This is a genomic window from Bremerella volcania, assembly GCF_007748115.1.
GTDB lineage: Bacteria > Planctomycetota > Planctomycetia > Pirellulales > Pirellulaceae > Bremerella > Bremerella volcania.
In genome coordinates, this window is record NZ_CP036289.1 from 2,187,793 (window position 1) to 2,211,567 (window position 23,775).

Here is a 23,775-nt window from a genome sequence, read left to right on the forward strand (position 1 = left end):
TGGACTTATTCTGTGCCCCAATCGAGCCTCACTTTGCCGTCCGATCAGCAAGAACAACGGATCCCGCTTTGGAGTACGCTCGTCGCTGGCATGATCGGCGTGGTCGCGATTGTCGTGATGATCGCATTCAGTGGTAACGGTGACCCGACACCTCCAGCCGCCAACGTCAACGGCCCCGAGGACCTTTCGCGATACCTTCCCTTCGACGGCGAAAAAGCGTACCAGCATCTGAAAGATATTTGTGCCCTCGGGCCGCGAGTCAGCGGCAGTGCTGCGATGCAGAAGCAGCAGCAGATGATCGAGGATCACCTGACCCAGCATGGGGCGACGGTGGTAAAGCAGTCGTGGGAAGTTCGCCATCCGGAAACAGGACAGCCGGTAACGCTGACCAATCTGTTTGGTCGCTTTCATCCCGAGCGTACCGAGCGGATCTTGCTTTGCTGCCACTACGATACCCGTCCTTACGCCGACGAAGATCCCGATAACCCCAAAGCTCCGTTTCTGGGGGCGAACGATGGAGCAAGCGGCGCCGCGGCACTGATGGAGTTGACTCGGCACCTGAGCCAGGTCGATACAAAGTACGGCATCGACGTGGTTTTTCTGGACGCGGAAGAGTTCATCTTCGATAAGGAACGCGATCCATTCTTTCTCGGTTCGACCTATCTTGCCCAGAGATATCGCAGCGCCGACATCGATTTTCGGTACAAGTGGGGCATCTTGCTCGACATGGTTGGGGACAAGGATCTGCAGATCTACCAGGAGCGCAACAGTCTGTCCTGGAAAGATACCCGGCCGTTGGTGATTGACGTCTGGCGTGTGGCGAACCGGCTGAATATTCCGGAATTCGTTCGCAGGCCACGACATACGATCAATGACGACCATGTCCCCTTGCACGATATTGGCGGGATTCCGATCATCGATATTATCGATTTTGACTTCCCAAGTCCGGGCTATGGACCAAAATATTGGCATACGCAGCAGGACGTGCCTGAGAACTGCTCAGCCGCATCGCTGGCCAAAGTTGGGAAAGTGGTGCTGACCTGGCTGCAAGAAGTCGAATAACCACGCCGTACTCGATTCGAGCGGATACTCGTACATGCTCTTCGCCACATCACTTATTGCTTTCGTGTTGATCGTCGTTGCCTGGATGATGCATACGCAACATCAGCACACGATCAAGATGGTCGAGAAGCACACCGAATGGGACGACCGCAAACGCGAGTTTCTGCTTTCGCAAGTGCGCCGGCGCACGAAGGTGACGCACACGATCGTGTTGATCGCGGTCGCCTTTCTGTTTAGCAATGTCGTGCCGGTGAATATCTTCTACGTTCTGTATTGGGCCTGCGTTTCGCTGCTGCTGTTGCGGATTGTGGTGCTGGCGGGGCTCGATGGCTTTGCGACCAAGAACTACATTCTCGCGCTTCGCGATCAACGCATCGCCAGCCGTCGTGCTTTAGAAGAAGAAGTACGGCGGATGCGGGAAGAAAAAGCCCAGGCCGGCCCGCACAGCGAAGAATAGGCCGCGCGGGCAGCGGCATCGGGTGTGGAAAATATTTACGTGACACGTGAATATTTCAGTGGGACAATAGAGGCCTCATGCTCGTTGATTTCCTATTCCTGCCTGGAGTTCCCCGCTCATGCTATCTCGCTTGCTACTGCTCTCCCCCGCCCTGTTGCTTTGTGTTGGTTCTCTGGCGGCTGAAGAAGCCACGCAGCCGATGTTCGAGAAGACCCGTCTCACCGAAGAGTACTTCGCCGAAGGGGCATCCGTTGGCGATTTCAACAAAGATGGCAAGACCGACATCGTCTGTGGCCCCCATTGGTTCGCTGGCCCTGACTTCCAGACGAAGCACACGTTTTACGATGGCAAGGCATTTCCCAACGATCGCGGGTACTCCGATAACTTCTTTTCGTTCGTGAGCGATTTCAACGGCGACGGCTTCGACGACGTCCTTGTCGTGGGCCTGCCTGGCACGCCGGCCCATTGGTACGAGAATAGCCAGTCCGGCGACACTTGGAAGAAGCACTTCGCCTTCCCCGCGGTCGACAACGAAGCTCCGACGTTTCTCGATATCACCGGAGATGGCAAGCCGGAATTGATTTGTCACTTCGAAGGCCAACTCGGCTATGCCAAACCCAGCGAAAAGGATCCGACCCAGCGCTGGGTGTGGACGCCCATTTCGGAGAAGCAAGGTTGGGGACGTTACCAGCACGGGCTCGGTGTGGGGGACGTCAACGGCGATGGCCGGCAAGACTTCCTGATGCCTGAAGGGTGGTGGGAACAGCCAGAAAACTGGGACGGTACCACGCCTTGGAAGAAACATGCCTATCGTTTTGCCCCCGGCGGAGCTGGCATCCACGCGTACGACCTGGATGGCGATGGCGACAACGACGTGGTCACCAGCCTGCACGGGCACAAGTACGGCCTGGTATGGCACGAACAGACCAAAGGGGAGAACGGCGAGATTCAGTTCACTGAGCACGAGATCATGGGCACGCCAGACAAGTCGGTCAGCGACTTGGTCTTCAGCCAGCTGCATGCCGTGGAAATGGCCGACATGAACGGCGACGGACTCAAGGACATCGTCACCGGCAAATGCTACTGGGCCCACAACGGCCACGACCCCGGGGCAAAAGACCCCGCCGTGCTGGTGATCTTCCAGACGAATCGCTCGGACAAGGGAGAAGTAAGCTTCACACCGATCGTCCTCGACGACAACAGCGGCACCGGCCGGCAGATCACGCTTGATGACGTCAATGGCGACGAGAAGGTCGACATCGTCGCAGGCAACAAAAAGGGAACATTCGTTTTCAAGGCGAAGTAGTTCGCGAGCCTCTTTGCTCGATTGGAGTTTCGTTTCGTCCACTCAGGAAAGCACGCTGGTTGGCTGCCGGTTGCCAGCGTGTTTTGGTCATTTGCGCGTTCGTGTCAGACGAAGAATCAAGCAGCTGTGATGTGACGGCGTCGGTGGTGTAACTTATTATAAATTAAAGACTTGTGGTTGGTGTTGCGGCCGTCTTGAAGGGGTGCCGGAATTGACAATACCCAAGTCTAGGCCTATGTTTCAATAATAAATCCGGCACTTTTGTCGCGCTTCCCGCCCCAATTTCCATTGGCCCCCTGGCCATTTCTTTCCCACCCCTTTCTCCCGCAAGCTTGGACACCCTACCCATGCCTATCGCTAAACGTACTGGCTTCACCTTGGTGGAGCTGTTGGTCGTGATCGCCATCATTGGCGTTCTGATTGCCCTTCTGCTGCCTGCAGTCCAGCAAGCCCGTGAAGCTGCCCGGCGGATGCAATGCACCAATAACCAAAAGCAACTCGGCTTGGCCTTCCACAACTACCACGACACGTACAACACGTTGCCGGCGATGAATTATCGCGCTGGCAACGGGGCATCGATCTACCAGGGCTATAGCGCCTTGGTTCGGATCTTACCGTTCATTGAGCAAGGGAATCTCTACGATCAGCTCAAAGTCTCGTCAGGAGACTTCTACGAGGCGTGGGGAGCCACTTCGAACCGAAGTGTTCGTCAAACGCGAGTCGAGGCATTTTTATGTCCCTCGGACATCGCGTTTCCCCAGATCCTTGGCACCGATTCATGGAAGGATGGTCCTGGCTGTAACTATGCGGTGAGCTATGGTTCGTCGAACCAATGGGCCAATCCCGATACGCAGAACGGAATGTTTCGTGGGCCGGTGAAAGTGGATTCCAGTGGGAATGAACTGGCTGCCCCGGAATTGGGATTTAATTCGGTGACTGACGGCTTGAGCAATACGCTCATGACCTCTGAGCATCTAACCGGCGACAACAATGACGACCAGTTGGCCAACGGAAACACTTCCGAACCGAGAATTGGTTCCGACGTACCCACCTGGCAATATCCCACCCAGGCCGATATCGATTCGTTCGGCGCGAACTGTGCCTCGCAAACAGCTCACAACGGAGAGAACGGCCAGCATTGGATGATGCCGGTGCCCACGCAAACGACCTTCAATACGATTGCCCCACCAAACTGGAAGTATCCCAACTGCCAGGAGAGCAGCAGCGGAATTGCGTCAGATCGTGATGGGGTTTACACAGCACGCAGTCGTCATCCGGGCGGTGTGTTGGTCACTCGGGGGGATGCTTCAGCCAGTTTCATTCCTGAAACGATTGACTTGAAAACGTGGCAGTACTTTGGCGGACGAGACGACGGCAACACCGTCCAACTGCCGTAGTCGTGCCAAATAGCTCGACATGTTATTTCTCAACAGTCCACTTTTCCGTTTGGTGAGGTGGACTGAGTTTCTTCACTTCTTTCATCCGCGGTCATCCTGTTGATTGCCGCACGGAGTTTTGTTTGATGTTTTCTGGCTCACGATTGGTGGTGTTGGGGTTGGTTCTGTTTGCTATTGGTTGTGGTCCTGGAAGTACGCCGGTCCCTCCCGATACGCGTCCGGTCACCGAGTTGATTCGCCAAGATCTGCAAGGAATTGTCAGCTCTAATCAGCTCGGCAGCGAAATGGTCTCGATCGATAAAAATCTGCAGAAACTGGCCGAGACAGAGCCAGATAAAGCGGCCGAGCTTCGCCAGGAATACGAAAAGCTCCAAAAGTCGTCAGGCAGCCCTGCCCGTCAGGCCAAGAGGATGATGGAGAAGCTATAATCCCTTTTATTGGAACGGGTTAGTTAAATACACAGCGCCAAGCTCTTCTTTGTTAAAAAGATAAAAAATCAAAATTCAGCTTAGATTCTTGCCGCATTCTGTGGTCTTGGATAGGATGGCAAAACGGACATCGCTCTTCTAGTCTTAGGGCGATTGATCGTCTATTGAACTCAAAGCCATCGGCATCAAGGTGCCATCGAGCGATCACCCCCTCCCTTTTTGCTGAACAACATCATCCCCCTTTCTTCCCTTCCGAATCACCCCCACAGGAACTGAGTATGCTGCCCTACTCGCCTGGCAAGCGTGGCTTCACGCTTGTCGAACTCTTGGTCGTTATTGCCATCATCGGCGTGTTGATTGCCCTGTTGCTGCCTGCCGTACAGCAAGCCCGAGAAGCGGCCCGGCGAAGTCAGTGCACTAACCAACTTAAGCAACTGGGATTGGCGTTGCACAACCATCACGATACTTATCAGCACTTTCCACGGCTCGCCGTTCTGGAAGGGCCTTACCATATCCGCGTTGGGGCCATGATTCCGCTGCTGCCGTTCATGGAGCAAAACGCGCTTGCGGAGCAGATCAAGAACTACGACACGTCGGTCTGGAGCAGTCCCCCTTCCCCATGGGATACGTCCTTTTCTCCTTGGAAACAACGCATTGATACGTTGCTTTGTCCGTCAGACACGGGGGCAGATAAGACCTACCGTGCTGACCGTCCCGTGGCGCCTAGTAGCTACCGGTTCTCGATCGGTGACTCGTATCTCGATGCCTACAACCCTCAGGATAACAAAACGAATTACCGAGGTATCTTCAGTGCGAAGCTCGATCAGAAGTTTCGTGACATCACGGATGGGACGAGCAATACCATCATGATGGCTGAACGCCTGACCGATTTCCAAACACCGTTCATCAATCAGACCCACGCAAACAGCATATCTTTGAGCGACCCCAGCACATGTTGGGATGCAGTTTCGACGACCAAACGCGATCAGTTTTCCAGTGGGGCGAACCCTGCTGCAAGCCAGCGTTGGAATGATGGGCAAGCTTGCTTTACGGGCTTCAATACCGTGATTGCTCCGAATGGTCCTTCCTGCTGGGACAGCACCAACGAGAATGCAGACCGCGCTATAACGACGGTTTCCAGTAATCATCCCGGGGGCATTTGTGCGGTACTGGCAGATGCCTCGGTTCGATTCATTCCCGAGACCATTGATACCGGCGACATGACCCAAGCGCAGCCAACTTCAGGACAAAGTCCCTATGGTGTTTGGGGTGCGCTGGGTAGCAAGAGCGGTGGCGAGACCAAGCCGCTTCCATAACTTGTCGCTACTGAAATTTGTCTATGTTTCTATCGAATATTGCCGGAAGAAACTCTGCTCTTCCGGCAATGCCAATATTCTTGGGGAGTGAACTATGCGTCTTGCTATGCCGCTTCTGTGTTGTTTGTGTGTGATCGGATTGATCGGTTGCTTGACTGGATGCGGCGAATCGACGCCCTCGCTAAATCCAGGTGTTGATGTTTACAAGACCCAAGTCAAAGTGGTTCAGGATGGACAGCCGGTGGAGGGCGCCAAAGTGGCGTTCAGTGCCAAAGGTCAGCAGCGCGGTGCCTCGGGGATTACCAATGCCGACGGCATTGCTCAGCTAACGACTTTTGATCTGAATGATGGGGCCGTTGCTGGCGAACATATGGTCAAGATCAGCAAAGAAGAAGTGCAAGTTCTGAAAGAAGCGGACCCAGATGATCCCCTTTCCGTTGGGCAAACGAAGGTCGTGCAACATTTGCCAGTGAAGTACAGCCGATTTAATACTTCCGGGCTTTCGGCTACGGTCACGTCTACCGAGGCAGGAAACACGTTCGAGTTTGAAATCAAGTAGCGAGGTTTGCGTTACTCGTAGAACCACTCGATCGGCAAACGTTGGATATTGGTGACCGCCAGGCCGTTGTTCTCTTGGCGGTCGCCGGCGCAGTAGGCCATCACGGCATGGTCGTCAATGAAATCCAACGCGATATAACAGTACCAGCCGGTCGGCTTGTCTTCCAACGTTTTGACATGCTTCCATGTCTTGCCGTCGTCCTGGGAGATGGCCGACTTGAGCGGCGTTCTTTTGCCGCGAAGCGAAGCATCGATGCGGGAGTGATCGTTCCAGATCAACAGCAGATCTCCCGTCGATGGAATGCGTTCGATCGTTGCCGGCGATAGTGGAGACTGCATGTTCGAAGGCTGTAGCTGCGACCAGGTTTCTCCTTCGTCGTCGCTCAAGGAAACGAACTGGCTGCCGGCATCGGTGCGGCACCACATCAGCAGACGCCCATCGGTTAGTTGGACGACGCCTGGCTCCTGAGTCATTACATCGCGGCCATTACGCTTGGGAGGCCGCGCCGCGGCGGCGCTTCGGGTCCAAGTCTTTCCGGCGTCATCAGAGTAGTAAACGAGCATCGCCGCGGCGTTGTTCCGTTTGGGCATCCCAGGCCCGACATGCTGCGCGACGGGGGCGATGAGCCGACCGCTCTTAAGCCGCAAGACGCGATCGTTGTTCAGGACGTAATAGCCGATCTCTTGATCAGGGATGACGCTGATCGCTTCTCCCCATGTCTTACCTTCGTCGGTGCTGATGCGCATCTGCGGGCGGCAATCGTCGTGGGCATTCTTACGCAAATAGAAAAGTGCCAACCGGCCGTCGGCAAGTCTCAGTAACGATACCGACATCACGTTGAGGCCCCCTTCGTTGGGGACAACGATCTTGTCCTCCTTTGACCAGATCGCTCCTCCGTCGTGAGAAATGCGGCTGGCCAGGTGCGCCTTGGCATGATCCCCGTCGCCTCCCACGAAGTGCGTATAGATCAACAGGACGTCGCCGTTTTTGAGCTGAACGACGTCCCCTTCACTGTTCCGCGGATTACCAGGCATAGGTGGCAAGACAACCTGGGATTTGGGGGTCTCCGCTTGCGACGCGGATGAGAACATTACGATGGCAATCAGCGCCGAGGCGACGATAAACAAGCGACTCATGAGCATTCTCGAGCAAGGTAGGCGTATCAAGGTGGGGCTTGAGAATCTATCTTAACACCTGACGTTTCCCGGGCAAATAACGAACCCGCAAGGGATTCCAAGCATTTTTTTCGATCGTTTGTCACACCTCGGGGAAACTGCTCGTCTGGTTAGGTGACAGGAGACAACTTATCCCAACGACCAGGTAACCGAGGAGACGATCATGGATGCCCAAGAGGCAAGAGCGAGCCTGGAGCAGTTCGCTCAGCACTACGATTACGATAACGGCTACATCGTTCAACTTCTGGAGGACTCTCCGGAAGCATTTCAGGCCTTCGCGGCCGCCCAGGCCATGCCGAACATCCATAAGGCGTTGCCGTTGGATGCGTTTTTCGTCGCCAAGACTGCCGTGATGAAAACGGAAGACTGTGGCCCGTGCCTGAACCTGAGTCTGAAGATGGGGGTCGAGCAAGGCATCGATCGCGAACTGCTCAAGATCGCCGTGAAGGATCCGCAGTCACTGCCGCAGAAACTCCGTGACGTTCACGATCATGTGGTGGCCGTGATTCGTAACGAAAACGATGACGCCGATCGCATGGAGCGAATCCGGAATCACTACGGCATCGAGGCCTTCGCCGAACTGGCCGTGGTGATCGTCGGGTGTCGCATCTATCCGACGCTGAAACGAGCCATGGGGATGGCCAATCACTGTGAACTTGCGAAACTAGATTTCTAGGGTTTCGTCGTCTGTTGGTGACAGGACAAACGCCCTTCCGCGCTTTGAGGAATCGACGTGATGGTAACCGGCGATCAGTTTGAACGTCTGCGGCACGATTTGATTGGATTCTGCTATCGAATGCTGGGAAGTCTTCCCGATGCCGAGGACATCGCCCAGGAAGCGTACCTCCGCTGGGAACAGGCCGGGCGGCCGGAATTGGATTCGCCCAAAAGTTGGTATCTGCGCGTGTGTGCGCGGCTTTGCTTGGACCGCGTGAAGTCTGTCCGTTATCAACGCGAGAAATATATCGGTCCCTGGTTGCCAGAGCCAATCATGGACGATCATGCCGATCGCGCGGAACTCGACGAAACGCTTTCAATCGCACTCATGCTGATGATCGAACGCTTGAAACCCGCCGAACGGGCCGCGTTCATTTTGCACGATCTGTTCGGCTATGAGTTTCCAGAGGTCGCCGAAATCCTCGGACTGGAAGCCGCCAATTGCCGTCAACTCGCCAAGCGGGCCAGGGTTCACCTGCGTGGCGAAAAGCCGCGCGGAGGGGCCGATCCGGCAGGCATCAAGCGAATCTCCGACGCTTTTTTTAAGGCAGTAAACGCCGGGGATTTGGATCGCCTGCGTGACGTCCTGTCGAAAGACGTCGTACTGCATGCCGATAGTGGCGGCAAAGTGAGCGCCGCGCGCGACCTGATCGTGGGCTTCCACTCGGTAACGACTTTCATGATTCGAGTCTTCCGCAACGCTCAGCACGAAGTCAAGATCACGTTTCGTCCGGCCTGGTTCAACGGAGCCCCTGGCGTGGTCAGTTACCAGGGGGAAAAGATCATTGCCGCCTACCACTTCGAAGTGGTCAACGGCAAGATTGCCTCGCTATTCGTCTACCGAAATCCCGACAAGCTGGCGATCTTCGAGCAAACCTCGGCGAGTTAGCTGGAAGTGACCTCGAAGGAAAACGAATTGTCATCCGACTCTTTCACGGTCGCCGTGATTTCGCTTTCTTCGTTGTACTTCTTGGGAATGATGTTCACGTACGAAGGCTCGGCATCGGCCCCGTACATCTTGGTGTTCCCTTCTTTGGCGATGTAAGAACGGATTTCTATTTTTCGGTCGCCGGCGAGGACCTCACCGGAAAACTTGCCGCCTTCCACTTTCACGGTATCGCGAATCCCTTCGGCAACCGAAACGAAGGCTACCTCGCCGGATTCCATCGGCTTGCCGTCGAGCGTGACTTCTCCCTGAACGGGATACGACTTGGGGATGGGACGCTGATTGTTGCAGCCGAGCAAAGCGATCCCAGCCAGAAACAACAGCGTGGTGATGACTGCGGACGATTTATTCATGATCATTCGGATGGGTTGTTGTTGAGCCACAAGGGCAACACGTATCGATTCGTGTTGCCCCGTCGGAAGAATGACGAGACGACTACGGAAGTTCGATGACCTGTCCATCGTCACGCGTCACGAGCCGCGCTTGGAGGTCCATCGACATCGTCTCCGGGAGGAAACGCACCGAGCCATCGGCCAGCAAAGTCATCACGCCGCCCGGGTGGGCGGAGATCAACGGCATGTTGGTACTGGCATTGTCACAGATCCCGTCTGAACCGCAGTTGCCAGGCCAGTTCGGCCAGCCGGTTCCAGGGCGTTTCTTTTGGTTGATGGGATAGCGAATGGTGACTTGATTGAACGTTCGCAGATCACCTCCATTGCCGGTTTTGGGTGGGGCGTTGGTCGAACGCCAGCCGATGATCCAGCCGTGGCGAGCGCTATTGCGATAGTCGCGTTTCGACCCATCGGCGGTGATCAGGAAGTCGCTGATTTCACCAATCACGGCCGTGTTCGATGTACCGTCGGTGATTGATTCCAACCCGAGCTTACCACTGGGAATCATTACGCCACCACCGCTGGCGATGCCCCCAGAGCAACAGCCGGCCGACGAGCCAGGTGTGTTGATGCGGCTTTCAGTGTAATTGGGGATAAGTCCATCCACGGCACCCGAGATCGCGGCATAGCTGGCCGCCATGATAGGACCATTTGAGTTGGGACTGACGCAAAACTCTTCGAGAGGCGAAGAAGGACAAAGATAGCCATCGATCAAGACATTCTTCGAGGCAGCCGTATTGTTCGATGCATTCGTTCCCCAGCCAGAACCGCCGCCGAGGTTGAACTTGTCGTACAGGGCGTTTTGTTCGATGAATGGAAGCAGGTAGACCATCCAGGAACTGCCCCACGCACTTCCTGTGGCGTGTGTACCGAATGGGATTTGATCGACGGCCCCACCTGGAGGGACAACCCCATATGTGTCGTGGAAGTTGTGAATTCCCAGGCCCAATTGCTTCATGTTGTTGCTGCACTGCATCCGCCGGGCAGCTTCGCGGGCTTGTTGTACGGCGGGCAGAAGCAGAGCAATCAACACGCCAATGATTGCAATGACGACTAAGAGCTCTACCAGGGTAAAACCAAGTCGTGTGCCTGAATTGCGACAGTGACTTGCCATGGAATCACCTCAATTGAAAAGAGATAAAATGATGAGACAGCTAATCGAAGGCTGGCTTAAATCGTTTTATCGCCCCGAAATTAGTGGGTCAATAAATAATTCTCGTGATTTAAGGAATTCTATTCTGTGTGTCCGGGAGTAGCTGGTTTTTTGTTACCCAAATTGCCAGCTGTTTTTTTAGATAAGGTGCCCGATTTGCATGCGTGACGCATAGATACAAAAAAAGGAGGTCGCAAGAAGCGACCTCTGAAAGCAGACCTGATTTCGCTGGAAGAGCTAGTTTTCAATCGGCACGGTGTAGCTGATCGCACCAATGGGCGTGCCGGGTTTGACGTCGGCGTAGTGCTCGTGGCACATGGTGCATTTTTGCATGACGACTGGCACCGGAGTGGCCGAGCGGAGGTAACGTTTGCCCTCTTTTTCGATCACTTGCTCGTAGCCTGGTTTGCCGGAGAGGAGCGCCTTGATCGCGTTCTTTTCAAACGCATCGGCCGGTGCGTTCTCGGGGTTGTAGGGTTCGTCGGTCGCGTCGAGTAGACGTACGCTGTGCCACCCCTTCTCTTCCGCGGAGGCGAACAGCTTTTTGAACGCGATACCTGCAGGCAGGTCGTCCTCGTCGTGGACGTAATTCTCGGTGATGAGAACGATGCCCCCCTTATAAATGTCATCGATCATTTGCACCGTCTTCCGGGCCCTTTCCACGGACGCGTCTTTTTCGGACGGTTCACCATGACTGATCGAGCTAAACGAGAACGATAGGATTGTCGCGAACAATACCCATAAAACTGCCTGGGACGCACGCATGAGGGAGCTCCTAGTGAAAAACAAATGAGGATGGAAGCAGACCAACTAAGGTCGGAGGCTTTAAATTGGATATTTAAGTCCTGTTTTGTAGCATTAGTTTAAGAGGGCTTAAATTGGATGTCAATGTCCTTTTTTTGGGGGCCAAAAAAAGAGACCGCACTTGGGCGGCCTCTTTCGTGGCGGAAGGTGTCTGCTCGACGTGACTTAGTCGTTGACGTACGTTTCCAGAAAACGGGCCAATTTCTGGAAGTCGCAGCCTGGTTCGATGTGGCGAACGACCGTAACCAGATTGTCTTGATCGACCAGTTCCGTGAAGTCGACGTACTGCAGTTCGAACTGACCCTTGGCCGAAACCATCACGCCGTTGAGCTTCTTTTCGACCAGAGCGCGATAAGCACCGACGCCGAGTTGGCTGCCCAGGATCACGTCGTAGGCCAGCGGCTTGGTGCAGCGCGACTCGTAGCCCAGTTGAATCCCGGTGACCTTGCGGCTGCGGCCGGTCTTCTCTTCGTAGGCCTTGGCCACCCACTTGCTGAACGTGCGGCCGAGTTGAATGTCGGTGATCGCGATGTGACCGTGGTCGTCGCGGGCAACCCCTTCTAGGTAAGATTCCGGCAACATTTCGGCCAGTCCTTCGGCAAGCACGATCACGCCGAATTCCTTGCCTTCGGCTTCCCGGGCAAGCATGGTTTTGACGATGCGATCGACCACCTTTGGTACGTTCATCGTCTTCTTGGTCTTGCCCCCTTCTTCCCACTCCTTCTCGACGTAGTCGCCGGTAATGTCCTCGACACTGATTACCAGCGAAGCTTCGCCGGCGATCGCCGCACCGTAAGCCAACCAGCCAGCACTGCGGCCCATGGCTTCACACAGGAAGTAGGCCTTCGAGGCTTCGCCGTCGTACAGCAGCGTGCGGATTTCCGTGGCCAGGAAGTCGACCGCGGTGAAGAAGCCAAACGTGAAGTCGATGCCGTTGTAGTCGTTGTCGATCGTCTTGGGCAGGTGAACGACCGGCATCTTCTTGCTGCCTTCGGGCAGCGTGTCTTGGAACATTTTGAATTTGTTGGCGGTCTTCAGCGTGTCGTCACCGCCGATCGAGATCAGCGCGTCGACACCCAGCGAGCACAACGCGTCGTAGGTGGTTTGGAAAGCCTTGCAGCGTTCCTTGTCCTTCAGGTGATCGGGGTGCGAGATTGCCTTGCCGGGGTTAGCCCGGGCCGTACCGATCATGATCCCCTGCTTGGCACGGCTACGACTGAGGACCTTATGGTTCAGGATGATATAGTCACGGTCTTCTTCCATCGGACGATCCGGACCGAACTGCATCAGGTTCGAGTAGCCATTCAATACACCAACGGCCTCGATCCCCGCTCGCAAAAACGAAACGGCCGCCGTCGAAATCACGGCATTCGCAGCAGGTGCAGGCCCACCCGAAAAGAGGATCGCAACTCGCTTGAAATTATGTGCTGGCTGTTCGGGACGGGAAAGGCTGTTGGCCATGATCAAAATCCATAAGGGAATCGAAAGCAGTAAGTTGTCTGAACCGCTGATTTTATGCGTTATGGGGTTGTTTTCAACCTGCGTGAATTGACGACAGCCTGGGGAATTGGTTGCGGGGAGATGCTGGGCGATAGATTGCTGGTAACGGGGGGATTGCTGCGATTAAAGGATGTCCGACTGGGATGCCTCCACAACAATTGATGGGCTGCAGATAAGGGATGCCTGAGCACCCCCTGATCGTACGCTACTTCGCCGGCAGCGTAGCGGAATGGATCTCGGCTAGTTCGTCCGCCGATAAGGCTCTCTTATACACGGCCAGGCCGCCCAACTTTCCGCCGAAACCTTGTTTGAGCATCGGCTTCTCGGCTTCAGGATAATGGGGCCAATTGGGCAGGCACTGGCGAGCCACCGTGAAGTCGGCTCCCTTCTCGCCCCCATCAAAGATCGGCTTGTGCCAGGGAAACGGATTGTAGCCGGGATGCTCGTCTAGCTGGCCGTTGACGTAGACCCGCAGGAAGTGGTGATCGTAGGTGTAGGCGATCATCGTCCACTCACGCTTGGGAAGCTTCGTTTGGCCGGAAGCGTACGAGAAACAGAAGGGCTTACCCGGCGTTGCGCCGCCGACGTCCGAGGCGTAGCCATGCGTTTGGTGCTTGGCAGGAATGCGATCCATTGTTTCAAAGTTGGTTTGACTGGCGGCACAGGTAAACAGCGCATATTGCCGCTTGGCGTCCCGTTCGTTCCACATCCCGGCAATGTACTGCCAATTGGCGTCACTCTCGCGCTGAATCCAAGCGATGATCGTGATCTCGTCTTGGCCGCGGAAGTTCAGACCTGGGCAATCTTCACGCGGTAAGAGCAACCACTGCCCCTGGCGTATCTTCAGACTGCTGCCGAAGACGCCTTCTTCCGACTTTTCGATGGGGCCGTTTTGCGGTGCTAGCGGATAGGCGTGCGACCCGCTGCTGATATAGCCATCGGTCGATTGCCGCTGAAAATCCCAGAAGCAAACCAGTCCGGGACGCTGGACGACCGGAGAGGAAACCTCCTGGGCGGAGGCAACCGAAGCAAAACTAAGCAGTGCGATAAGAAACAGCAGGCGATATGGCATTGATGAAGGCAGGCCGAGGTCTAGGAAGGACGCGTGGCAGGTTTGATGGATCGTAGACGATTGTAGTCTGCCTGCCACACGAAGTCGTACCTACTTCACGAATTTGCTTGGAACGTTTCCACTTTAGGTCAGCGAAGCCGTTGATTTTTGCAGAATCGATCCTAGTTCCGCTTGGTCGGGAACTGGGAATTCGAACAATTCGCAAAGACTTTGAGCCTTCTCAAGTGCCTCGGTGCAAGCCATGACCCGTTGGTCATGGCTATGGTCGGTGAATTTTTCCAGGCACTGAGAAAGGACGAAGCTCCGATAGGGATGTGGCATGTCCATTGCGTTCGCGAAGGCCTCGGCCAACTGAATCACCCGAAGATAGGAGGCGTCGACCTTCGGGAGACCTTCTTCCGCGTCTGGGTCATGGTGAGCGACGACGGTGCGAACCAGCGCCTGGGGTAGTCGCCATTTTTGCAGCAAAGCCGCTGAGACATGCGCATGATGGATTTGAAAGCTTTCTAACTCCAATTGATGAAGTTGGGTGCGTCCCACCCCTTGCACGCGTTCCGCGATCAGGTCGTAGCGACTGCCAAATTTGTTCGCCAGAACAAGACAGCCAATGTCCTGCACCAAGCCCAAGATATAAGCCGTGTCCGGCGAACAGTTTTCCAGTCTTTCCGCGAAAACCGACGCGGCAGCGGCGATGATCACACTTCGTTTCTGGTACCACTGGCGATGTGTTTCGTCCCATTTGTTCAGAACATCGGACTGTGCTTTCATGGTTGCCATGGACATGACCATGGCAATGGTCCTTTTAGGGCCATGTAGATTGACCGCTTGATGAACGCTGGTCGTCTGCTCGAAGTGGGAACGTCCCCGATTGGTCACTTTCAAAAGGTCAGTTGCCGCACGTGTGTCCGCCGAGATGTCGTCAGCCAACTCATCGATCGAAATATCGTTCAGCGGCATCGCCAGGTACCCGGCGAGTTTGACAACCAGTTGAGGCAGCGGAGGTATATCGCCAAAGTCCTTCACCAGATGCCGCGCAAGTGGCGGAATGAAAGCATCATGCTCGAGGGTATCTCTCAGAATACGCTGCACCGAAGTCTTGATCTCATTCCGGTCCGTGTTGATGGGAGTGACGAACTCCACACCGTTTTCGTCCGCAATCTGGTGGATCTTGGAAGACTCTTCCGCAAAAAGAACGACCTTGGGGCGAATGAGTTGATGGTTGAGCCGTTCGACAATTTCGATGCCAGAAAGAAATCCGCCCAAGTCGTTTTCAATCAACAGTAAGTCGATGCGATGATGATCAAGCACTTGGCAAAGTTGTTCGGAATTGGTCGTCACGAAAAGGGATTTCGACGAATCGGTTAGTGTTCCCGCTAACTCGTTGGCAACGTTCTTGTCCTTTAGCAGAACGCCGATTGCATGCTTTCTATGTTGCTCAGCTTTGGGTGTCAGACTTTCGTCAGAGGGATCTTCGGACTCAGTCAGCGGCTCGGATGCGTTTTGAACGGATGTCACCTTTTGATCCAACAAACCACGCAGTTCTCTGGCCAAGTTGCGAAAGTTGATCGGTTTGTGACGAATTAAATCGATGCCGCGGCTTTCCAGATCCTGGATCAGTCGCTCGTGACGAATCCCTGTCAGCACGCTCACAATCGGACGCGTCGGAGAGTTAAGCAAGTCAACGCACAGTTTGTGGCCATTCATTTTCGGCATTTTCAAATCGGTAACCACGAGGTCAAACGGAGACTTTTCATGTTGTTGCCATGCATCCTGACCGTCCGATGACTCGACGCACTGGAAACCGACTTCGCCCAATGCTTTTGCAAGAAGTGCACGCACCGGCAATTCATCATCGACAACTAACGCGGTCAAATGTTCTGTGACCATCTTCTAGTCCTTATATTGTCCAAGGAAGATTTTTACACATTACAGACTGGGAATACGGTTTCGTCAGTCGGCCGCGTCTTGCGGAGGTTACTCCCAAAAAAGTGATTGTTCCAATCAATATTCGTCGTGTTTCTACGGAAATAGGGCCTCAGAGATTTCTCCTCGATAATCAGTTTTCGAAGCGGTATCGGTGGATGTCTCTAATTGGGACGTCCTTTGCACTTGTCTGCCAAGAAGACCAAGCTTCTCGGTGAGTGCCGAACCATTGCGGGCAGAGGTTACCATGACCTCTAGGTCGCTGCGGCGAGGGTCGTCGGAGTCCAGGTCTTCTTGCAACATGAAGGCAAGGCCGAGGATCACTTGGAGAACGTTGCTCATTTCGTGCGCGATTTCTCGAACTTCGTAACCCAAGTGCTCTGCCGTGAACCCATCCAAGTGCTGGTGAACCTGGTCGGATTGTGTGGAGCAATAGATGAATGCAAAGGGAGACGCTAAGGCAATCCAGAGCAGACGAATTAAATAGTCGAGTGCGTTGGCTTCTTCGCCGGCCAACCGCAGCGAGCCGACGAATGCCAGCAACGCACAGGCCACGACAATCGCAATGAGGCTGTTGCGTTCCTTTCCCAAGGAGGCTAGCATCACCGCGAAGGCATACAGTCCGCCGACGAGGTTGCCCAGAGGGACTACAAGATCTGTTATGAAAATGGCAACGGCAATGATGCCAGATAGTAGTAGGTATCCATACTTATGGTGGAAAAACATCATCTCACCTTTCTGGGCCGCATGTACGAGAACCGATAGGGTGACTAGTTCTAATATGGGATACTGAAATACACCCAGGGTAAGTTTTTGCGGTGAAATAGTAGAAAATAGATGGGGAATTGCGGTCGATGCTGACTTCGCCCTCAGCGCAAGATGACGAATGATACGATTAGAGGAAGGGAATCGATTATTGCGGAAGATTCAGTGCGCAGGCTTATACCATGCGTCTCTGTCACGAAGAGCAGGTGCTTTGCGAAATGAATACTGGGCAGTCGAGAACTCGACTTAAGAAAACCAGGTGCGTTCGACAAACGTGGTGTCGATCTTCCCTTCCGCGAAGGCCGAATGGTTCAGCACCTTCTTGTGGAAGTTGGCGAGCATTGTCCACTCATGCTTGGGAAGCTTCGTTTTGCCGGAAGCATCCGAGAAGCAAAACGGTTTGGTTGGCGACGGCAGTCCCGCTTACTTCACGATTTCGTCCCGCAGGCCATCCATCTTGCTTGCTTCGGCGCCTTGAGGGGCTTTGGGCCAAGGAGTTTCGCCTGGGGGCCACTCTTTGGGCTGCGTTGCGCGGACCGCTTCGACCTTTTCAATCAGCCACTGCGGCACGTCTTCCTGCTCGTTTGCGCCGTAGACATAAGGAAGTGGCGGATCCATCAGCAGCGGTTTGTCTCCCAGTGGCGGACGTTCCTTGCCGACGACATCCAGCCGCTCGCTTAGCTCCGCCACGAGCCGCGGATGCTTGATAGCGACGTCAGTCTGCTCCGAAGGATCTTCTTGTATGTTGAACAGCATGTCTCCCATCAGCTTGAAGTCGCCACGACGAATCGTCGGCAGACGCACGCTGCCAGCGACGTCGTAAATGATCTCGTTGCGAGGGCTCTTCTCGCCGGAGAAGAACGCCCCGGTCATGTCCAAACCGTCAATCGGGCGTTCTTGCTGATGGTTGCCGCCGGCCAGGGTGATGAAGGTTGGGAAGAAGTCGGCGATGAAAACGAGCCCATCTTTCGCCGTGCCAGGAGCGACATGCCCTGGCCAGCGAATCACGCACGGCTGACGAACGCCTCCTTCGAAGGTCGTGTTCTTGGTACCGCGAAACGGCTTGCTCATCTCTTCCAGCACAGGGCCGTTATCGTTGGCGAAGATGAAGAGCGTGTTGTCTTTGAAGCCATTCTTTTCGATGGCCTCTTCGATACGCCCCACGGCCCTGTCGAGGCTTTCGAGCATCGCGTCACGCACCGCGTCGGTGTCGCTTGGATCTCCTTGGAAACCGGGAGGTGGGTTCAAGGGGCCATGCACCGCGTTGAACGCGACGTACATGAAGAACGGTTCGTCGTTTCCTTTACGAGATTCGATCAGCCGAACTGTTTCGTCCGCGATCAAATCGGTGGCATAGCCCTCTTCGTTGACCGGCTGCTGATTGCGATGCCAGTCGTAAACGGCATAGCGGGCCGGGGCATTGTGCACGATTGTTTTGGTGTAATAGTCGATGCCCCAGGCATAATGCCCGTACTGGTAGTCGAAGCCTTGCCCCATGGGAAGATGTTCCGGCAGCCACTCTCCCAAGTGCCACTTACCCAGCAATGCCGTGAAGTAGCCTGCTTCGTTCAAGGCTTCAGCAATGGTGCGCTCGTTGGTATCGAGGGCGTGAATCCGCCGGGTTGGCTCGCCACTTTTGGTATGGGCAAGTTCTAGCCCCAGCTTGGCGAGATAGCTTGGTTTGCCGAAGTCTTCGGTTCGCCAGTCGCTCCATGTCCGAAAGGCGTACCGGCCCGTCAGAAAGGCCGCACGAGTCGGAGCACATACGCTGTGCGTGTAGAACTCGTTGAGCCGCATCCCTTCGGTGGCCAGCTTGTCCATGTTGGGTGTTAGCGAGGCTTGTTCGGGATGATTGAAGCCAGGCTGGTTCCAGCCCATGTCGTCGGCCAGCACGAACATGATGTTGGGCCGACTGCCAGGAGCATCGGCGAGTACTGCGTTTTCTAGCAGGACGGAGAAAGCAACAGCGAATAGCAGGAGTAGTCGACGAGAGATCATCAGAAGCACCAAATCTCGGCTAGACGGGGTGGGTGGTGGGCGAGCGTCCTATTTTCGCAGGTTGCCTGCGAAATTGAAGGCAAAACTCGCTGCGTCGTAGAGATTTACCACTTCCGTATGCGCCGGTTACACCCAATTGCCGATTTTGGTGGAAAAGCGACCGCAATTGTTACGCAATCAGATGCGGGATGAGTGTCCCGCGAGCGCGACTTGCCGATTCAAGCCGCGCGATGTGTGCGGTTAAGAGAACCAGGTGCGTTCGACAAACGTGGTGTCGATCTTTCCTTCCGCGAAGGCAGAATGGTTCAGCACCTTCTTGTGGAAGTTGGCCGTGGTGGTGATGCCGTCGGTGCGGATCTCGTCGAGTGCCCGGAGCATGCAGCGGATGGCTTCTTCGCGGGTGTTGCGATGAACGATCAACTTGCCAATCATCGAGTCGTAATGCGGCGGCACGGTATAGCCGCTGTAGACGTGCGAGTCGAAGCGAACGCCTGGGCCGCCGGGGACGATCAACTGGTTGATCTTACCAGGGCACGGCATGAAGTTCTTGTCGGCGTCTTCGGCGTTGATACGACATTCGATCGCGGCGCCTTGCAGCTTGATGTCTTCCTGCTTCCATGGAAGTGGTTCGCCGGAAGCGACGCGGATTTGAGCTTGGATCAAGTCGACGCCGGTGACCATCTCGGTGACGCAGTGTTCGACCTGAATACGGGCATTCACTTCGATGAAGTAGAAGTTTTCGTCCTTGTCGACGATGAACTCGACCGTACCAGCGTTTTGGTAGTCGGCTGCTTTGATCATCCGCACGGCGGCGGCACAGATTTCGTCGCGAGTCTTCTGCGAAAGATTCGGGGCCGGGCTCTCTTCGATCAGCTTCTGATGACGACGCTGCGTGCTGCACTCACGCTCGTACAGGTGGACCACATTGCCGTGATGGTCGGCGATGACCTGCACTTCGACGTGGCGTGGATGTTCGACGTACTTTTCGATGTACACGCCCGCGTTGCCGAAGGCCGCGCCGGCTTCGGTTTGGGCCTGATTCAAGGCGTTCTTCAGCACCAGGTCGTTGGCGGCCACACGCATCCCGCGACCACCACCACCGGCGGTCGCTTTGATCAGCACGGGGAAACCGATCTCGTGGGCGATCTTCAGGGCTTCGTTTTCGTCTTCGATCAAACCTGCCGAACCAGGCACCACCGGCACGTTCGCTTCGCGCGCCATGCTACGGGCCGTGTTCTTATCGCCCAGCTTGGCCATGGCTTCCGGCGTGGGGCCGATGAAGTCGATGTTGCAGCTGCGGCAAATGTCGTTGAACTCGGCATTCTCGGCCAGGAAGCCGTAGCCGGGGTGAATCGCTTCGACGTTACCCACTTCGGCGGCGCTGATGACGCGATCGATCTTCAAGTAGCTTTGGGAGCTCTTGGCAGGACCCACGCAGTAAGCTTCGTCGGCCAGTTTCAAATAGGCGGCGTCACGGTCGGCTTCGCTAAAAATGGCGACCGTTTCAATGCCCAGTTCTTTGCAGGCACGAATAATGCGAAGAGCGATCTCGCCGCGATTGGCGATCAGAATGCGGTTGTACATGACTTCTGATTCCTCGCTACTTGGACGCGAGGTTCGATGAGGATGGAATTAGCCCTGCGGATCGACCATGAACATCGGCTGGCCGAATTCAACCGGTTCTTCGTCCTTGACCAAAACCTTGACGATCTTGCCGGAGACTTCGGCCTTGATCTCGTTGAAGACCTTCATGGCTTCGATGATGCACACAACGGTGTCTTCCGAGACGTGGTCACCAATGCGAGCAAACGATTCGGCATCGGGCTTGGGCTTTGAGTAATAAGTACCAACCATCGGGCTCTTGATGGCAATCAGGTGGGCGTCGGAAGCTAGAGCTTCACCACCCCCAGAAGTTGTCGGAGCCGAAGAGACCGATGCCGCCGGAGCAACCGGCATGGGAGCGGCCTGCATTGGTGCCGGAGCGGCATAAATGGGGGGCTGACCACCTCGCTTGAGCGAGATTTTCTGGTCCCCTTCGCGAAGGTCGAGTTCGCTCAGGTCATGCTGCTTCATCAGTTCAACTAGCGAGCGAACCGTCTCGACGTTGAATACATTGCTGGAAGTCGATTTGGAATCGGACATTCGTTCTCTCCCACGGGATCATCCGCTAGGGGAATATGGTCGTATTGTATTTTGGCAAAGCTTTACAGCGTAAGGGATAAAGGTAGGTTTCGTCCAGATGGGTAAGCGGGGAGAAGATTTGACAGACATCTTCGACATAAGGGACAATTAGCAGCCCTTTCGTAGGATTATTGGGCCGGTTCGCAGATCCGAACTGACGGGTCTTGATTGTCATGGGCTGATTTTTTGCGTGAACACTGCCACCGCCATCGCTCGAATCGCCGATTTCGTAGAATTGGTTGCCCGCCATGAGTGACTTCCACGGTCCGACGCTCGAGGATCTTCAAGGGGCGTGGATTTGCATCCGCTTTGGGGACGATGGGCTCAAAGCCCCCTTCTACATCTCTTGGTTTCGAAAACCACGGATTGAGTTCGAGGGTTACTGCTACCGAGTTTTCGACGGCGAAACCTGCCTGGAGCGAGGTCGTTTCGATATCCGGCGCGGGGTTGAGTATTCGCTACTGGATCAGTTGATCGAGTTTGGTGAACACTACGGCCGAGAGCATCGCGGCATCATCCGCTGGGTGGGCGATAGGCTCGAGCATCTGCAAGGCCATGCCGGCCTCGCACGGCCGACGGGGTTTCCGTATGGGAAAGGTTCCAAGTGCCACTACTCGCTGTTGAGTCGAGCGACCGAAGTGAAAGCAGATCGCATTTCACCCTCTTCCAAGAAGTGGAAAGGGTAACGGTAGTCGACTTAAAGCGTAATCGTCGCTTCCTCGAACGACTTCGGCACGCTCGTCAGTACTTCATGGCCATCTTTGGTGACCAGGACGTCATCTTCAATCCGGACGCCGCCGAAGCCTGGGAAGTAGATGCCAGGTTCGACGGTGACGATCATGCCGGCTTCCAGGGGGCGATGGCTGAGCGAGTTCAGTCGCGGGGATTCGTGAATATCGAGGCCGATGCCGTGACCCAGGCCGTGTCCGAATTGTTTTCCCCAGCCTGCCTTGGCGATGATGCTGCGAGCCGCTTTGTCGACGTCGGACATGATGACGCCGGGTTGGATCGCGTCGATGGCGGCCAACTGAGCTTTCAGGCAGGTCTCGTACATCTTTCTCATCTTGGCCGGTACTTTGCCGTAGAAGAGGACGCGGGTGAGGTCGCTCTTGTAGAACCGATAGTCGGCTCCCCAATCGATCAGGACGAAGCTGTCTTCTTCCATCCTGACCATGCCAGGCGTTCCATGGGGGCGAGCTGCCCGTGGACCGACACCCACGATCGGAGGAAAACTGGTGCCGCGGCCGCCGTTGCGTTGGATTTCGTAGGTTAACAACGCGTCCAGTTCTTTTTCGGTTTGATCGCCGCGAAGGCCCGCTTTCAGGACAGCAAACGCTTTCTCGGCAAGGGAAATGGCTTCGCGCGTGAGAGCGATTTCTCCTTTGTCTTTCACGACCCGCAATTCTTCCACGAACCCATCAAGCTGCTTGACCTCGACCTTGGGCAGTTTGGCGACCACCTTGTTGAACAGTTGAACGGTCATCGACTCGCTTTCGATCCCGAGCTTGCCGATCTTGGCTTTGCCGACCGTCTTGGCGACGGCGTCGAGTATGGAGGTGCCCTGCTCGCGAACTTCGAGCTTCACGTGGGGGCATTCTGCTTCGAGCTGCTCGCTGTAACGAGGATCGCTGAACAGGATTTCTTCCTTGGCGGTCACCAGCAAATAACTGTCGTCGCCGGTGAAGCCGGTCAGATAGGTCACGTTTTTGAAGTTGGTGACCAGCAAGGCATCCGCCCCGCTCTGCTTCAGTTGGCGACGGAGCTTGGTAACACGAGTACGCGTGGTGGCCATGGTTTCTGCTTCAAGATGAGAGGTCAGCGTTATCCAGATTCCGCTTCAATTTTCGAGGAATGGACCGTTTTCGCAAGCATTGCAAATGTTAAATTTCGCGCGAACGGCCAAGTTTCCTTCGTTTTTTAGCCAAAGATGAACTGAGTTACGGCCTCGGTATCGGCCAGATTGGCGAGCAAGAGGTCGGGTTTGGCGGCTTCGAGTTCTTCGATCGAAAAGACCCCAGTGGCGACGGCAACGGCTTTCGCGCCGATTGCCCGGGCACACTTCACGTCGTTGGGCGTATCACCGAGGACATAGATGTCCTCGGGCGAGATTTTTTCGCCATGAAATGCCTCGGCGGCTTCCAATGCGGCTCGCGCCACGTCGTCTCGGTTGGGGTGATGATCGCCGAACCCGCCGAACGCGAAGTACTCGTGAATTCCATAGTGCCCCAGTTTCAAGGCGGCCCCCTTCTCGACGTTTCCAGTCAAAAGGCCAAGCAGGACATCATCGCGCTGCGAGAGCTTGGCCAGCAACGCGGCAACCCCTTCGAGCACGAGCCCTTGCCGCTGGGGAAGGTTGGTCGCCAGTCCGCCCAAGTACTGATCGAGAAACGCGTGCCAGGCTTCTTCAGAGAGCGTCTTGCCGTGCAGTTCGTAAAGTTCGGCGAAGATACCTCGGTCTGTCTTGCCGCTGACCTGAAAGACGTGTTCCAGTTCGGTCAACTGGGCCACTTTCAGAAACGCCTCGATCATGGCGTCTTTGCCTGCCATGCCGGTGGTGATGAGGGTTCCATCGATATCGAAGAGACAGACTTTCATAATGTTCCTTGGCAAGGCTGCTTGGTTCG

General features: G+C 55.3%; 23 protein-coding genes. 10 read left to right on the top strand and 13 right to left on the bottom strand.

The window, feature by feature from the left end:
* Positions 1-12 precede the first annotated feature (12 nt).
* From Pan97_RS09035 to Pan97_RS09065, 7 genes are all read left to right on the top strand, one after another.
* A complete protein-coding gene (locus Pan97_RS09035; protein WP_144971784.1) occupies positions 13-1,062 on the top strand; it encodes a M28 family peptidase in 1,050 nt (349 codons plus the stop codon).
* Positions 1,063-1,096: 34 nt separating this feature from the next.
* Complete coding sequence (locus tag Pan97_RS09040) at positions 1,097-1,519, top strand: hypothetical protein (protein ID WP_144971786.1); 423 nt, start codon at positions 1,097-1,099, stop codon at positions 1,517-1,519.
* Between the two features lie 118 nt (positions 1,520-1,637).
* On the top strand, positions 1,638-2,825 hold the full coding sequence (locus tag Pan97_RS09045) for an FG-GAP repeat domain-containing protein (protein WP_144971787.1): 1,188 nt from the start codon (positions 1,638-1,640) through the stop codon (positions 2,823-2,825).
* Positions 2,826-3,172: 347 nt separating this feature from the next.
* Entirely contained in the window at positions 3,173-4,222 is a 1,050-nt protein-coding gene (locus Pan97_RS09050; protein WP_144978254.1) for a DUF1559 domain-containing protein, read from the top strand.
* A 125-nt stretch (positions 4,223-4,347) separates the two neighbouring features.
* Positions 4,348-4,650, top strand: coding sequence for a hypothetical protein (locus tag Pan97_RS09055; protein ID WP_144971789.1), 303 nt, complete (start codon positions 4,348-4,350; stop codon positions 4,648-4,650).
* 278 nt (positions 4,651-4,928) lie between these two features.
* Entirely contained in the window at positions 4,929-5,966 is a 1,038-nt protein-coding gene (locus Pan97_RS09060; RefSeq protein WP_144971790.1) for a DUF1559 family PulG-like putative transporter, read from the top strand.
* A gap of 94 nt (positions 5,967-6,060) precedes the next feature.
* A complete protein-coding gene (locus tag Pan97_RS09065) occupies positions 6,061-6,525 on the top strand; it encodes a hypothetical protein (RefSeq protein WP_144971792.1) in 465 nt (154 codons plus the stop codon).
* Positions 6,526-6,536: 11 nt separating this feature from the next.
* Here the strand turns inward: Pan97_RS09065 and Pan97_RS09070 are convergent, their stop codons facing one another.
* Positions 6,537-7,661, bottom strand: coding sequence for a sialidase family protein (locus tag Pan97_RS09070; protein ID WP_165698671.1), 1,125 nt, complete (start codon positions 7,659-7,661; stop codon positions 6,537-6,539).
* Between the two features lie 202 nt (positions 7,662-7,863).
* On the opposite strand from Pan97_RS09070, the gene Pan97_RS09075 reads away from it, so the two are divergent.
* Positions 7,864-8,376, top strand: a complete 513-nt coding sequence (locus Pan97_RS09075; RefSeq protein WP_144971796.1) for a hypothetical protein — start codon at positions 7,864-7,866, stop codon at positions 8,374-8,376.
* A 60-nt stretch (positions 8,377-8,436) separates the two neighbouring features.
* Positions 8,437-9,306: an RNA polymerase sigma factor SigJ gene (sigJ, locus tag Pan97_RS09080; RefSeq protein WP_241676414.1), complete on the top strand. Its 870-nt coding sequence runs from the start codon at positions 8,437-8,439 to the stop codon at positions 9,304-9,306.
* On the opposite strand, the gene Pan97_RS09085 is transcribed toward sigJ, so the two are convergent.
* From Pan97_RS09085 to accB, 10 genes are all read right to left on the bottom strand, one after another.
* Entirely contained in the window at positions 9,303-9,716 is a 414-nt protein-coding gene (locus Pan97_RS09085) for a hypothetical protein (protein ID WP_144971800.1), read from the bottom strand. The two genes, sigJ and Pan97_RS09085, sit on opposite strands and share 4 nt — an antisense overlap.
* 82 nt (positions 9,717-9,798) lie before the next feature.
* Positions 9,799-10,869 (bottom strand): DUF1559 domain-containing protein, encoded by a 1,071-nt coding sequence (locus Pan97_RS09090; RefSeq protein ID WP_144971802.1) that lies wholly within the window; start codon positions 10,867-10,869, stop codon positions 9,799-9,801.
* A gap of 276 nt (positions 10,870-11,145) precedes the next feature.
* Entirely contained in the window at positions 11,146-11,673 is a 528-nt protein-coding gene (locus Pan97_RS09095) for a c-type heme family protein (protein ID WP_144971804.1), read from the bottom strand.
* 204 nt (positions 11,674-11,877) lie between these two features.
* A complete protein-coding gene (locus tag Pan97_RS09100) occupies positions 11,878-13,173 on the bottom strand; it encodes a 6-phosphofructokinase (RefSeq protein WP_144971806.1) in 1,296 nt (431 codons plus the stop codon).
* 244 nt (positions 13,174-13,417) lie between these two features.
* Entirely contained in the window at positions 13,418-14,284 is an 867-nt protein-coding gene (locus Pan97_RS09105; RefSeq protein WP_144971808.1) for a LamG-like jellyroll fold domain-containing protein, read from the bottom strand.
* Between the two features lie 123 nt (positions 14,285-14,407).
* The gene (locus Pan97_RS09110; RefSeq protein ID WP_144971810.1) at positions 14,408-16,171 is read right to left on the bottom strand and encodes an HDOD domain-containing protein; all 1,764 of its coding nucleotides are present in this window, start codon (positions 16,169-16,171) and stop codon (positions 14,408-14,410) included.
* Between the two features lie 132 nt (positions 16,172-16,303).
* The gene (locus Pan97_RS09115; RefSeq protein WP_144971812.1) at positions 16,304-16,936 is read right to left on the bottom strand and encodes a hypothetical protein; all 633 of its coding nucleotides are present in this window, start codon (positions 16,934-16,936) and stop codon (positions 16,304-16,306) included.
* Positions 16,937-17,395: 459 nt separating this feature from the next.
* Positions 17,396-18,970 carry an arylsulfatase B gene (locus Pan97_RS09120; RefSeq protein ID WP_144971814.1) on the bottom strand — a complete coding sequence of 525 codons (1,575 nt, stop codon included), beginning with the start codon at positions 18,968-18,970 and terminating at the stop codon, positions 17,396-17,398.
* 240 nt (positions 18,971-19,210) lie between these two features.
* Entirely contained in the window at positions 19,211-20,554 is a 1,344-nt protein-coding gene (gene accC / locus Pan97_RS09125; protein WP_144971816.1) for an acetyl-CoA carboxylase biotin carboxylase subunit, read from the bottom strand.
* A gap of 48 nt (positions 20,555-20,602) precedes the next feature.
* Positions 20,603-21,112 carry an acetyl-CoA carboxylase biotin carboxyl carrier protein gene (gene accB, locus Pan97_RS09130; protein WP_144971817.1) on the bottom strand — a complete coding sequence of 170 codons (510 nt, stop codon included), beginning with the start codon at positions 21,110-21,112 and terminating at the stop codon, positions 20,603-20,605.
* Between the two features lie 287 nt (positions 21,113-21,399).
* On the opposite strand from accB, the gene Pan97_RS26800 reads away from it, so the two are divergent.
* Positions 21,400-21,837, top strand: a complete 438-nt coding sequence (locus Pan97_RS26800) for a hypothetical protein (protein ID WP_196782331.1) — start codon at positions 21,400-21,402, stop codon at positions 21,835-21,837.
* Between the two features lie 11 nt (positions 21,838-21,848).
* On the opposite strand, the gene Pan97_RS09140 is transcribed toward Pan97_RS26800, so the two are convergent.
* On the bottom strand, positions 21,849-22,943 hold the full coding sequence (locus Pan97_RS09140; protein WP_144971819.1) for a M24 family metallopeptidase: 1,095 nt from the start codon (positions 22,941-22,943) through the stop codon (positions 21,849-21,851).
* A gap of 125 nt (positions 22,944-23,068) precedes the next feature.
* Positions 23,069-23,746, bottom strand: coding sequence for an HAD family hydrolase (locus tag Pan97_RS09145; protein ID WP_144971821.1), 678 nt, complete (start codon positions 23,744-23,746; stop codon positions 23,069-23,071).
* Positions 23,747-23,775 lie beyond the last annotated feature (29 nt).